General features: G+C 45.5%; 10 protein-coding genes and 1 pseudogene. 10 read left to right on the forward strand and 1 reads right to left on the reverse strand.

What is annotated here, in order from left to right; genetic code table 11:
* The first annotated feature begins 39 nt into the window (after positions 1-39).
* The 10 genes and pseudogenes from FH871_RS28920 to FH871_RS28965 all read left to right on the forward strand — a co-directional run bounded on the left by FH871_RS28920 (position 40) and on the right by FH871_RS28965 (position 12170).
* Complete coding sequence (locus FH871_RS28920; protein WP_138994899.1) at positions 40-1185, forward strand: restriction endonuclease subunit S; 1146 nt, start codon at positions 40-42, stop codon at positions 1183-1185.
* A 101-nt stretch (positions 1186-1286) separates the two neighbouring features.
* Positions 1287-1793, forward strand: a complete 507-nt coding sequence (locus tag FH871_RS28925; RefSeq protein WP_229317687.1) for a hypothetical protein — start codon at positions 1287-1289, stop codon at positions 1791-1793.
* Between the two features lie 150 nt (positions 1794-1943).
* Complete coding sequence (locus FH871_RS28930) at positions 1944-2450, forward strand: helix-turn-helix transcriptional regulator (RefSeq protein WP_138994900.1); 507 nt, start codon at positions 1944-1946, stop codon at positions 2448-2450.
* Positions 2451-2452: 2 nt separating this feature from the next.
* On the forward strand, positions 2453-2905 hold the full coding sequence (locus FH871_RS28935) for a hypothetical protein (RefSeq protein ID WP_138994901.1): 453 nt from the start codon (positions 2453-2455) through the stop codon (positions 2903-2905).
* A gap of 105 nt (positions 2906-3010) precedes the next feature.
* Entirely contained in the window at positions 3011-6418 is a 3408-nt protein-coding gene (locus FH871_RS28940; RefSeq protein WP_138994902.1) for a DEAD/DEAH box helicase family protein, read from the forward strand.
* A 132-nt stretch (positions 6419-6550) separates the two neighbouring features.
* Positions 6551-8839 carry a Piwi domain-containing protein gene (locus tag FH871_RS28945; RefSeq protein WP_138994903.1) on the forward strand — a complete coding sequence of 763 codons (2289 nt, stop codon included), beginning with the start codon at positions 6551-6553 and terminating at the stop codon, positions 8837-8839.
* Positions 8836-9711 carry a hypothetical protein gene (locus FH871_RS28950; protein ID WP_138994904.1) on the forward strand — a complete coding sequence of 292 codons (876 nt, stop codon included), beginning with the start codon at positions 8836-8838 and terminating at the stop codon, positions 9709-9711. Before FH871_RS28945 ends, FH871_RS28950 begins: the two co-directional genes overlap by 4 nt.
* A gap of 70 nt (positions 9712-9781) precedes the next feature.
* Entirely contained in the window at positions 9782-10801 is a 1020-nt protein-coding gene (locus tag FH871_RS28955; RefSeq protein ID WP_138994905.1) for a restriction endonuclease, read from the forward strand.
* Between the two features lie 9 nt (positions 10802-10810).
* On the forward strand, positions 10811-11332 hold the full coding sequence (locus FH871_RS28960; protein ID WP_138994906.1) for a hypothetical protein: 522 nt from the start codon (positions 10811-10813) through the stop codon (positions 11330-11332).
* A gap of 525 nt (positions 11333-11857) precedes the next feature.
* Positions 11858-12170 (forward strand): annotated as a pseudogene (locus FH871_RS28965) (HigA family addiction module antitoxin).
* Here FH871_RS28965 and nadE read toward each other — a convergent pair.
* Positions 12153-14222 carry an NAD(+) synthase gene (gene nadE / locus FH871_RS28970; RefSeq protein WP_114408520.1) on the reverse strand — a complete coding sequence of 690 codons (2070 nt, stop codon included), beginning with the start codon at positions 14220-14222 and terminating at the stop codon, positions 12153-12155. The pseudogene FH871_RS28965 and the gene nadE overlap by 18 nt on opposite strands.
* Between the last annotated feature and the right edge of the window lie 10 nt (positions 14223-14232).

Raw genomic sequence — 14232 nt, forward strand, 5'->3', positions numbered from 1 at the left:
TCGCTAATGGTGCGAGAAATTCAATAACCCACACAACCCATGACCAAAACCGTTTCCTTAGGTGAAATTTGTGTAAAGATTATAAGTGGAGGAACACCGTCAACTGAAAAACCTGAATTTTGGGGTGGGAATATCCCTTGGATAACCAGTGCTGATATCAAAGATCATTACACCGCAAAAGCACGAAAGTTCTTGACCGAAAAAGCAGGTGTCGACATACTTCCTGCTGGTAATATATTAGTTGTCACCAGAGTTGGGTTAGGTAAGTTGGTTGTAAATCAACAGCCGCTAGCCTTTAGTCAGGATTTACAGGGGTTGATTTTAAAGCCGAATGTTGATCGTAACTATCTGGTATATGTTCTTTCGCAAAGGGTGAAGCGTTTCAAAGAAATAAGCAGAGGGGCAACTATCAAAGGTGTTACTAGAGACGATTTAGTAAAAATAAAACTTCCCCTTCCCTCCCTCGCCCGCCAACGCCAGATTGCGGCCATCTTAGACCGTGCCGATGCTCTGCGTCAGAAAGACCGCCAGCTTCTGGAGTATTACGAACAACTCGCCCAAAGTACGTTTCTGAATTTATTCGGCGACCCAATGAATAATGAGAAGGGGTGGGAGCGGGTAAAAATTCGGGACTTAGTGCGAGAAGTAAAATATGGAACCAGTAAACCGGCCGAGGATAAAGGTTCTTTTCCCTATCTGCGTATGAATAATATTACTTACGAAGGTCACTGGAACTTCACAGATCTGAAATACATCAATCTGACAAAAGCAGAAGAACCTAAGTATCTTCTCCAAAAAGGTGATTTGGTTTTCAATCGTACAAATAGCAAAGAACTAGTCGGTAAAACGGCGGTATATCAACTAGATGATCAGATGGCAATTGCAGGCTATCTAATACGTTCACGTGTAAATGAGAAAGCCATTCCTGAATATATTTCGGCTTATCTAAATTCAAAACATGGCAAAGCAACGCTGAGAGGTATGTGCAAGAATATCATTGGCATGGCCAACATTAATGCCCAAGAATTACAAGAGATTGATATTCTACAGCCACCCCTTCTTCTCCAACAGCATTTTGCCACAATCATTGAGCGCATTGAGCGTCAAAAAGCTGTAGTACGGCAGCAAATGGCCGCTAGCGAGGCCCTATTTCAACGGCTATTGCAGGATAGTTTTGGCGATTAGACCCCTTTTGAGCTAAGCGTTTAAGAACCTTTTACTATATATTTTACTTATAAGTAAAATCGGCACCGAACTTGCTTTAACTTTGTAGACCTAAACCCATTGTGAAACCGATCAGACGATTTGAGATTGTCGAGTTAAACGAATTTGATGGGTCAGGGGCAACTATTTACAGTATTGCGCTCAACGATGACGAAGAAACACTGTATGACCGGTTTCTGGCTGAATACAACGAGCAGTTCCCTGATGAACTTAAAGACATTGTGGACAGGCTCTACACAATCGCTGAACTGGGCGCACGGGTTAATTTCTTCAAAGAAAACGAAGGAGCTCTGGGTGCGGGTGATGGACTGGTGGCTTTATTCGATATACCAGGTAAAAACCTGCGGCTGTACTGCATCCGGTTTGGCACGTTCGCATTAATCATCGGTGGAGGAGGCCCCAAGGCGAAAACCATCCGGGCCTTACAGGAAGATCCGAAGCTGACAGCCGAAAACTACCTGTTACGGACGGTATCGGCTCAAATCAACCAGGCTATTCGCGACGGCGAAATATGGTGGGAGGGTAATCGGTTGGCAGGCCGATTACAGTTTGATGATGACAATGATTGACAGCAAATCTCCTGACTTATAACGGCTTGCTGTACGGTATAAACAAGGATTGAAACCAAGACCATACCTATCCGAAAAACTTAATTAGAAACCTGTGAAGGCCATTTCGGAGTAATTGATGCGTCATATATATAGGGATTGAAACAAAGTATGGAACCTAAGAAACGCAAACGCGGGGAGCTTAGCCGTCAGATTCTGGCTAGCATTACGCCCCAAGAACACGCCCGCACATTTAAACAAATGGCCATTGCGGCCCGTATTGCCGATGCTTTAGAAGCGAAAGGCTGGAGTAAGAGTGAGTTTGCCAGCCGCATGAATCAGTTACCATCGGTTGTTACGCGCTGGTTGAGCGGAACACAAAATTTCACGATTGACACATTATCTGATATTGAGGAAATGTTGGGTGTTCAATTATTAGTAACGGATGTAACGCGGCCAACTGCGCCAACCGCTGGCACGCCATTATTGAGCGAAGTGGTGGAATTAGGAGCCGAAACGCCAGCGGCTGTTGAACGGCTCCGCGAGCGCGTTATAGAACACCATTACGTTCCCGTATTTTACAATGCCGAACCTGTTGTGGACTCCTGCCAATGGACCGAAAGCCCCGGTACGATCAAGTATTGTCGAATTATTAACCCATCTCCTTCACTAAATTAGCCATGTCCGATACCACCGAATCGTTTAGCGTACATTTTCAAGGTATCGAAGTGCTGAACTATCGGTTAGAGCCGTTACTGCCTACTGAAATTAAGCCTTCGGTCGGTTTCTCTATTAATCTAACGCACCGTTTCGATGGTGAAAATAAACGTGTACAGGTTGAGCTTGATATTCAGATTGTCAACGTCGAAAACCAACAATCGGTAGGGGAGCTAAAAACCTGCTGCACTTTCGCCGTACAAGGCTTACAGGTTGATGATGAACAGCAAACCGTAACAGTCGATGAACAGCTAATCGACATGGTCAATTCGATTTCGTTATCAACAACGAGAGGAATTCTCTTTACATACTTTGCTAAAACCCATTTAAATCCATTAATACTACCCATTATCGATCCAAAAGACTTTAGACCACAACCAGAAATGCCTGGTACAGACGTGCCCAAAGAAAGCTAAATAATTGATTGCCTATGTATACTACAATCGGCGGGACTTCCGAATGAGCAGAATCATCGCTACTATATAAGCTGTTAATGTACCTTCCACACTGAACGTTTACTGATGAACTCGAACTTTACCTTTTTGAATGCTGAAACCATCCCTGCGGTGGGCGAAACTGCGCGATTGGCCGAACAGTTTACCGTATTACAGCCCTTAGTAGCCACGGGTCTATGCCGAAAGGCACTCGAAGAGTTGGTTATGTACATGTATGCCAATGACCCACGGCTCAACCCGTTCTTTCCTTCCGATCACAAAGAGCGGAATCTGGCCAGACTCATTGGCCATTACGAGTTCAAAAAAACGCTTTCACCCGCGCTGAAAGACCAGCTTTACCTGCTGAAGCAGTACGGTAACATGGCTCTGCACGCCAACGACCCTACTCAGCCCGCTACCGTACCCCTCACAGCCAACGAGTCGTTGATAGCGCTAAAGGCATTATACGGCGTAACGGCCAATGCCGTCAAAACATATTTCGGCCCGTCGGTACCTGTACCTCCCTTCGATTCGGCCCTGTTGCCGACCAAAGCGGTTTATCTTACAGTTGACCAGACGGTCGAATTGGATACCCGCCTGAACGAACAGATTTTGCTGGCCGACCTCCGCGCTGAGCAATTAAAGGAACAGGAAGCCGAGCTGAACAAGCTACGCGCCACACTCAACCAGCGTACGGCCACCCTGCAAACCTATACAGGAGCGTTCACGGAAGCCGAAACCCGCGAGTTATACATCGACAAGCTACTGCGGGAAGCCGGTTGGCTAGTGGCCAAAGAGCCGGGAAAAAGAAAACCCGGAGAGAACTGTTCTATAGAAGAGGTTCTATCCCCTTCGGACAGGGCCGACTATGTGCTATGGGGAGATGACGGATTACCATTAGCGGTCATTGAAGCCAAACGAACCAGTCGCGACGAGGAAGCTGGCCGTAGCCAGGCCGAACGGTATGCTGATGCACTTGAAAAACGATATGGTCAGCGTCCCCTGCTGTACTATACCAACGGCTACCACACTCAGTTTTACGACGACCTGCGATATCCGCCCCGTCTGGTGCAGGGTTTTCATAAAGCTGATGAATTGAAATTAATTATCAGTCGCCGAACCAGTCAAAAACCCTTTAGTACCGAAAAGCCGAAAGAAAAAATTGTCAATCGTTATTATCAAAAAGCGGCTATAACGCACGTAGGTGAAGCGTTTGATAAGAAATTACGTAAAGCCTTACTAGTGATGGCTACCGGAAGCGGGAAAACGCGTACGGCTGCGGCTCTAGTCGACGTAATGGTTCGTGCGGGCTGGGTTAAGCGGGTGCTCTTTCTGGCAGACCGGCGCGCGCTGGTCAACCAGGCTTGTAAAAATTTCGGTGAGTATGTAAATCACCTGACCGGCATAAACCTGGTTAAAGAAGAAAATATAGGCACCGCCCGCATCGTATTTTCAACCTATCAAACCATCCTCAATCGAATTGACAGCGACTGGCAGGGGGATGTGCGCAAGTTCGGGTCGGGTTACTTCGACCTGATCATCATCGACGAAGCCCACCGGAGTATCTACAAAAAGTACGGGGCCATTTTTGAGTACTTTGATGCACTCACAGTTGGCTTAACGGCTACACCCAAAGACGAAACCGACCGTGATACTTTCCGATTCTTTGAGCTACCTACCGACGAGCCAACGTATAGCTACCCACTCACTGATGCCGTAAATGATACGTACCTCGTGCCTTATAGAGGAGTAGGCGTGTCCCTCAAATTCCCGCGTGAAGGCATCCGCTACAACGACCTGACCGACGAAGAAAAAGCGGAATACGAAGAAACATTTGATGATGGAACGGGAGAAATGCCCGATGAGATTGATGCCGATGCACTCAACACCTGGCTTTTTAACCAGGACACCGTCGATAAGGTAATCCTGTACCTGATGGAGCGGGGGCTTAAAATTGAAGGGGGTGATAAATTGGGCAAGTCCATCATCTTTGCCAAAAACCATGAACACGCCAAATTCATTGTGAAGCGGTTCAATGACCTGTTTCCCCATTACCAGGGGCGTTTTTGCCAGCTAATCGACAATACGCTTCACGATGAAGCGGAACGGGTCATTTCAAACTTCAGCGACGAAACCAAAACGGAATTTCAGATTGCCGTTTCGGTCGATATGCTCGACACGGGCATCGACATTCCTGAGCTGGTCAATCTGGTTTTTTTCAAACGAGTATTATCGAAAGCTAAGTTCTGGCAGATGGTTGGACGCGGCACCCGGCTTCGGCCTAATTTATTCGGTCCCGACCAGCACAAAACCTATTTCAACATCTTCGACTTCTGCGACAATTTTGCCTATTTCGCTCAGAACCCCCGAGAAATCGACACGCCGGGACCGCCCAGCATCAATGAGCAAATTTTTGTAGCCCGGCTCCGCTTATCCCAGACACTTGACAACGAACATGCGGATGCCAATACGCTGGCCCTCCGCGCCGACTTGCTCGATACATTACACGGGCAGGTGCAGGCGCTAAATGAAGATAGTTTTCTGGTTCGGCGACAATGGGAACACGTCACCAAGTTCAAGGACAAAGCTATTTGGCGAGCGTTGTCAGTGGCAGATCTGGCCGAGTTGACCCAATATATTGCTCCGTTACTCATTGGGGAAACCGGTGGGCACCCCGAAACACGGCGGTTCGATTTGTTGGTTCTGAAAAACCAACTGGCACAGGTAACTGGAAACTCGACTGCGTTTGCCTCTACGGCGGATAAAATCAGGCGGGTGGCTAAGGGATTGCAGAAAAAGGGAAGCATAGAGACGGTTTCCCGACAAATGCCCGTCATTGATGAAGTAGCCACACCGGCATTCTGGCCTGAGTTACCGGCATCTTCTCTGGAACCGGTTCGGCTGGCTTTGCGTGGATTAGTAAGATACCTCGACAAAGAAACCCGCCCTGTCATTTACACCGATTTTACGGATGAGTTCAGCGGGCCGGAGCAAGTGTATGACCACCTGGTAGGGTATATTAGTAGTGAAGCCTACCGGGATCGAATGGAGCAGATCATCCGCAAAAACCTGAGTCATCTTACCATACGTAAAATACGGAGTAATGAATTAATCACGGAATTCGAACTGGGTGAGCTGGAACGAATGCTGTTTGATGAGGCTGCTCTTGAAACTAAAGAGCAGTTTGTATCTGCCCTGGGAGAGAAACCATTAGGAGTATTTGTGCGTCGCCTTGTAGGCCTGGACATTGGGGCCGCCAAAAGTGCGTTGTCTGCCTTTCTGGACAATGGCCCCCTTACCAGTACGCAAATTGCGTTTATGGATACGCTGGTCAATTACCTCTGCGAAAACGGTACCATAGAACCGAAGGTCTTGTATTCACCAATATTCACCGACATTGATAGCAGTGGAGTCGAAGGGGTATTTGGCAATCGGTCAGGCCAGCTGTTTCAGGTACTGAATAGCATTAATGAGAATGCTAAAATAACGGCCTGATGTTCCTATGCAGCTATATTAAAGTAAAAATGGCTCTACTTTTCTAAAAGGGAGCTGCCCAACAATTTTTTAGTAGTGAGCATGTTGTTGGTTATAATTTCTGTAAAACATCCCTAAACCAAATCTGTGTTGATGTTGACTAATTTCTATCCAATCAAAATTACTTTTGATGAATATGATGTTTGGCGAATCCCTTTCAAAGAGGGCCGCCTTAATAAATTAAGGGAATTGTACAACTCAACACATTCCTTCTTCCGGCATGAGGACTTCATTTATTGTTCTAATATGGAAGGAGACGAGATAAGAGGGGGACACTTTCACCGTGCAAAAACATTTGGGGATGAAAAAGTTACATCATCCCTTATTAAGCATATTTTCTTCCGCACGTTCAGAAAACAATTCGACGTAATTCCGCTCCAGTTTTATCCATTCTTAATTCAGTCTCGTAATAAAACGGATGACCTGATCCGTCATTTATTACCAAATGAACTTCAAGATCGAGTCGCTTTCAAGAAGCAAATTGAGCTTCAGCTTCGCTTGATTGAAACTCTAGAGGGGCAGCAATTTGGCTTTGTTATTAATTTGCCGAGAAAATGGGTATTTGATATTGATTGCGAAGAACTAGCTAATGAAGGATTTAACCTCATAGGGATGGAAGTCCTCCATTCAATGCCACTACCAGGATTGAAACACGTTCTGGCACCAGATGCAACGTTGGTTGGCAGAATACTATCGATCGAGGATCAGTGGGCTTCCATAGAAACTAATGAGGGGGTTCAGTCATACCCGCTGGTTGAACTACTTCCTCATAAAACTACGCGGAACATTTCTTCATATCTATCTTTCAAACTTGGAGCCGGTCAGGCAGCTGATATTGTTGAATACGTCAATGAAAGTAAAGAGACTATATATAATACAAAGCATATCCAAACTGAAATTCAGCAATTCGCAAGGAGGATTAGTTTAACTTCAGCACCTGAAAGAGCGACGATAGGTTATCTTAACAAGGACGGATTTTATTTTACAATATCCTCAAATTCAGAAGTTAAAGGAAAGAGTTATACGTTTAAAAGTCCATCATTTGTATTTGATGCCGCCAGAACCAAAGTATCTACTCAAGCCGATTTTGGTTTAAGCGATTATGGACCCTATGATTCCGATCTTTTTAGTCCCAAGGATCTTAAAGTACTTGCTATATGTAAGAAAGCGAATCGAGGGTTCTTTACGCAGCAATTGAACGCCTTATTCGATGGGATTCCAACATCGAAATATTTTAAAAAGGGGCTTAAGCGTAAATATGAATTTCAATCGATTCAACACACAATTGAGGAAGTATCTGAATTTAGATTTGAGGAATATGACAGGATAATCTCCCATTTGGACGAAAAGCCGGATATTGCATTTATTGAAATACCGGCAAGTTTTCGTCAGTATCGAATTGAAGACAATCCGTATTATTTAATAAAAGCGCGTTTACTAACGAAAGATATCCCGGTTCAATTCATAACCACCGAAGTTTTCAAAACTGCGAATGAGTACGTTTTAAACCAGGTTGCGCTTCAGATGTACGCCAAGTTGGGTGGAATTCCCTGGGTTCTTTCCTCTGCTCAGTCTGTGGATAGGGAAATTGTTGTAGGGATTGGCAATAGTTTTATATACAACAATGCCTATGTTGGCAATAACCAAGAACGTGTTGTTGGTATAACTACATTTTTCTCTGGTGATGGTCAGTACTTACTGTCTGACCGCGCTAAAGATGTACCCTACGATGAATATTTTGATGAGCTTTTGAAAAGCCTAAAGAGCTCTTTTAATGAGTTACAAAAACAACAAGGTTGGCGTGTGGGTGATACAATAAGACTCATATTTCACATCTTCAAGCCTATTAAAAATACTGAATTTGACGTTGTTAGTAATCTGATTCGAGACTATAGTGATTACAAAGTTCAATTTGCATTTGTCACAATCAGCAAGCAACACCCGTTCTTGTTATTTGATCCTGCCCAAGAGGGTCGTAAAGACAACTGGACTAAGAAGACTGTAGGCCAATATGTTCCATTACGGGGTACTAATATTGTTCTGAATTCATCTTCATGTTTAGTGCAGATGCTAGGAACAAAGGAAATGAAGACAGGAAAGCATGGGAGTAGCAATCCATTACTTATAAAAATCAGAAAACCGGAGGGCAATGCTAACTTTCAAGACATAGAGGAGCTATTATTTACTGACTTACATTATGTTGTTCAACAACTATATCAGTTTACTTATTTGTCGTGGAGGACCTTTATGTCAAATGAGAATCCGGCAACATTGTTGTATTCTACCCTGCTGTCTGATTTACTAGGCAAACTGAGACGCATCAGTTTTTGGCATCCTGATACAGTTAATACCAGTCTTAAACGCAAGAAATGGTTTCTGTGATTGACCGTCTAAATTACCGTGCGAAACTGTTGGGGACACCCAAAGTGAAGGCATTCTTGGATCTTATCGAGGTTGATACGCTGGAATTACCGCAGGTAAGCGAACAGTCAGAAGCAGACGCTTTGTATTATAGCGGGTTGTATGCATTATCAAGTGGGCACGGGGATGAATTTATTAACCTTTACAATGATTTTTCAAGAAGAGAGCCAGATGAAAGGGCACCATATATCAGAGATGATTACCTGTTATTCATTCTTATATGCTGCGCAGAGAAATTTTCTACCGATAAGGTGTGGCTGAATAAAGTACTCAACTGTCGGCTTTGTTCACAAGCGGAGTGCACACAAACTATAGAGACATTTAAAGCTGTTCTGCGTGGCGATACTCAGAATACGTCAAACTTGACAGCTATTGTCGTTCTTATTCAAGATATATTAAAACGTTCCTTACCTAACTCACAGGCACTAAAGAAAATGTACACGGAGTACATGAAGGAGGAGTTTCCCTTATACAGATCAGATTTTTTAACCATTACAGCTTTGCGGGCAATTGACATTGTAATTTCAGAAGCTGATATACCTGGGGATGGGAAAAATGCAGGGCTAAAACGATTTGAATCCATGTTCCTCAAAAGAACGGAATACGGAGCTAATTTTTTCTATTATTCAGCAATGTTTCTGATAATCGGTCTTGCGGCTTCCCTATACATACGGTATAAAGACCAAATGGATACTTTAAATACAATTGTTGGCTTGCTTGGCCTAGTCGGCTTAAGTGTACCCGCAGTATTTAAAAAGGAGTTTATTGTCAGCTATTTACACAAGAAAATACAAAAGCTATTTGGTTATTCAGCGGTGTTCAAAGAGGACTAACATTCCAGCGAATTTTGACCAAGATATGGATTGAGAAAGTAGAACAAGCTAGACTGTTTCAACTTCCTAAGTGAAATTTTCATTGCTTAATGAACTTTATAAAAATCAGATTAATAGAGCTATGCCCAATGTTTACTGTGTTCGCGCCATGTATGGCCAATATACAAGCCGCTTTCTCAAGGGTCATTATGCCGCGATAGGCTGGCTTGATGGTCGAGATCTTACAAATATTCAAGACCGAGAATCGATCAAACAGCTTTATCGTAACGCTAACCCTTCGGTAACGAGTAATCTTGTAATTGGCCAACAGGTTGGTCAGATCGCCCGCTTTCTTTTTGACATTAAGCCTGGAGATTACGTAATTACTCCAGCAGCCGATACCAACATATTACATTATGGGCAGGTACAAGATGATCCTTATTTCCTTGGAACTGATGCTGACGGGTGTCCATTCACACAAAGAAAGAAGATTAGCTGGTCCTTAGATATGCTACGTCGAGGCTCGTTGTCAATTCCCATGCAGAACACACTTGGGTCTAGCTTAACAGTTTTTCAGATTAGTAATGATACCGAATTCTTTGAGGCTATTATGCGACCTGAACTTGCTTCGCCGGTTGTCATCCAACAAAGCCATAATCACACAGAATTGGTTTTGAAGCGACTCTTAGAGCTTGATGCGACTGAATTTGAACTACTAGTTATGCATTTGTTAACCGCTGTTGGCTTTGAAGCCCAACATACAGGTCAGCCTCATGATGGCGGAGTTGATGTAAGAGGTCACCTTAACATAGCTAATATGGCAAAAATTCAACTGATAGTTCAAGTCAAACGATACCAACTTAACGCTCGTATAAACGCAAAAGATGTAAAAGCCCTACGGGCTAGTATTCCAGCTGGAGCACAAGGAGCATTTGTTACCACGGCTGACTTCCAAGCAGCAGCTCTTGACGTAGCGACTGAATCTGGTTATCCACGAATAGGTACCGTCAATGGTCGCCAGCTTGTTGATTTACTGACTGAACACTGGATTTCCATACCGGAGGACTTTAAAGACCGTCTTCAATTGAAGCCGGGATTGATTTTAGCCTAACAAGAAGCATTGAATTTAAGAACTATTGATTCTGCGCAAGACCTTATGACCAATGATAATAATGAGACTGACTCTTTAAAAATTGCTTTCAATAATTACTTTGAAGCACTTAAATCGCTAAAACGATTGGGTGTTGTTCCTAATAGTAAAGATTTCACCTCCCAGCTTGGAGAATGGTTGGTATCCACTCTTTTCGATGGAGAGAAGGCGATCAGCGGCATTCAAAAAGATTGGGATGTAAATGTCAATGGAAAACTGTTCCAAGTAAAAACGCATGCAAAAGCAAGCACGACCTCGGCTAGATGGACATCAATTAAATATAGGCCCAATGCAACCATTGATGAACTGGTAATAATTGTGTTCAGTGCTGAATATAAATTGAAAGAGTATTATTCAGTTCCATGGCCTGATGCTTTAGAGCACATCAGACAAAATGAAAGTGGGCATGTAATCTATTGGGACCATTTAGGTAATTACAAGAAGATTCTAGATTCTTTACCTAAGCAGAATATAGTTTCAGTGTTTAGATAGATACTTATATTAAAACACATACGACTAGTTAAAGGTCGTATGATGAGAATATCTGGATCATCAATTAATCGTCCAGATAAACCTTAACCCTGTCAAAAACCGTAAAGAACTAAACGTACGGATATATTGAACGTCTAAAAGGGTGTTTTAAGGTACTTCCCTCCTGCTCGACTTGCGTTCATGAAAATGTTTAATTTTCTAAATGGTGTAGACTGAAGCATTTTAACCTTGGTAAATTAAAAAACTCTGTATAAAAGAACACTGATATATATTGGGTTCAACAAGTTAGTATCATAAAAAAAATTGCAAAAATGTTCTGGTCCTACTTTTTGACCCTGAATTTTATGAAAAAAACGGATGAAAAGCTGGATTGAAGGGATGGTTCAGAAAGTTATAAGCTGACGGGCGATATGGCGGAATTTTGTCAATCACCATTACCCGAATTATCGGATCATTATCCGCTTTGAGGGTGGAGACATTTGCAACGTGGATTATGTCGATTATCATTAAAGAAAGGAATCAGCCATGAAGCGTAATTTGGCCCCCGTACATCCCGGCGAGATTTTGCGGGAAGAATACATTCAGGAACACGGCTTGACGATTACCGAGGTAGCGAAAGGCTTGGGCATTGCCCGGGCTGATCTGTCGGCTATTGTGAACGAACGGGCAGGTTTACCCAGAACTGGCCGTGAAATTGTCCGAGGCGTTCGGCAATACCGCGCAGTTCTGGGTAAACCTGCAAAAAAATTATGAATTGTGGCATGCAGAACGGAAAGTAAACCGATCCATAGTGCGTCATTTTTTTGCGTCCGCTAATCCATCACAGCAACCCGCTTGAGGCTTGGATCGAGGCAAACATTTCGGCAAGCTCTCGCTCGAAACCACCTGACAGAATCGGGAAACGGCACCAGGAACGCGGATCGAGATTGTGATCGTCCAGCATGAAGGAGGGCGCATAGCGTTCGCGTTTCCACTGATTGCGGCTCCACAGTTTGAAAAATCGTTCCACCCACACCGCCAGCATTGCCCGCTCGTACCGATCCGCGTACCGGGTTTCCAGCAGCGAGAGTACATCCAGCGGGGCTTGCTTGTCTCGAATAGCTGCATTCTCAATGGAATTGAGCACATCGTAAGGCATCAAATCATCTTCGTCGGTTTGCTTTTTGTCCAGTGGGCGTAGTTCCGCCGTGGGTTGCAGGTTGTTCACCGCATGAAGTCCCTTCACCCGAATCAGCTCATCGGCCCCGACCGGTCCCGTTCCCTGGCTGGTGCGATCCGTGGGAATGGTCTGGTTTTTGACGTTCAGCCCCACCGTTTCCAGCCAGCGCAGCCAGCCCCGGAGAAAATGCTTGTCGATGCCAGTAATCGGCGAAATGCTGCCCGCTGTATCGCCATCCATCGTGGCATAGCCTACCGCTGCTTCCGAGCGGTTCGACGTACTCAGCAGCAGCGCATTTTTCAGATTGGCGATCAGCCAAATGCCCGGAGCGCGCACCCGCGCCTGAATGTTTTGCAAAGCAATATCGTCCGTTTCCCAGGAGAGCACCCGGCCAAATTGCGCTTCGATCAGGCCGCGATAGGTTTCCACCAGGCCGTTGATGTTGATGCGCAGGAACGTCGCGCCAATGTCATCGGCGAGCTGTTTGGCCGAGTTGAACGTATTATCGGAGGAATTTTCTGTGCCCTGGTACATGACCGTCAATAGTTGGCCCATCATCGCTTCAGGCGAGTCGCAATCCTGAATGGCGCGTATGTAGGCCAGCTTTTTCTTAACCCCCTCCAGGCCGATAGTTTCCACCGCCATGCGGATCATCAAATACACCGTGGCGGCAATAGCCGAGGAATCGGCCCCGCCACTGAGCGACAGCACATAGCCTTGCGACCGGCTTTTGCGCAGGTAATCGAACAACCCCAGCGCGACCGCCCTGGCAAATTCTTCTTCTTTCAGATAGCCGCCCTTTTCCCAGGCTTCCAGCTCCGCTTGCTGCACCAGCGGGGCCACCCGTGGCCAGCCGAACCGTTCGACCACCCGCAATTCAGGGTGCATCCGGGTCAACTTGCCCCGGTTCTGCACCTGGCTCAACCGGGTTTGTTCGACATCCACCACCGCCGGAACAATCACAAAATCTTCGTAGCTGAGCCGTGCCCCGGACACCAGCAGCACCCCATTGGAAGCTACCATCGCATCCCCGTCATAAATCACCCGCCCGGCCTCATTGCCGAGCAGATTGGTATAGATGTAGCTCACGCCAAAAGCCCGCGATGCATCCACCACCAACCGTTCCCGCACTTCGGATTTGAAGAAGGCAAAATGGCTGGCCGAAGGATTGAGGATAATATCCACCCCCCGATCATAAAGACTTCGCCCCGGTCGCCCGGCGATCCAGGCATCCTGGCAAATTTCAAAGCCAATGCGGATACCGGAAACATCGAAGAGCAGATCACCAAATGGATAGGCCGTTGCTTCGTCCAGTAGGGTCAATTCATCACGCACTCCAGCGGGCCAGGGCTGAAACCACCGCTCTTCGTAATGAATGCCATCATTGGGCAAATGCTGTTTGCCCACAAATCCCAGGATGCGCCGGTTGCTTATCAGGCAAGCCGTGTTGATGGTTCGGTTGCCGTGGCGCATGGGCAGGCCGACCGATACGATTATATCCGCCGTATGCGGTACAATATCGAGCAGCGAGCGAATCGCCTGGTCGATGGTGTTTTGGGCATAGAAGGCATCTTCGCAGCCATAACCCGAAATGCAGAGTTCGGGCAGGCAAAGCAGGCTGATATGCTGAGCGCGGGCCGCGTCAATGGCATTGATGATGTTTTGGGTGTTGTGCGCCCAATCGAGCGGGGTTTGATTCAGTGCGCCAGCGGCTACTTTGATCAGTTTCATAACGAAAGAG

Source organism: Larkinella sp. C7, from assembly GCF_006149005.1.
In the GTDB taxonomy this organism is placed as follows: Bacteria; Bacteroidota; Bacteroidia; order Cytophagales; family Spirosomataceae; genus Larkinella.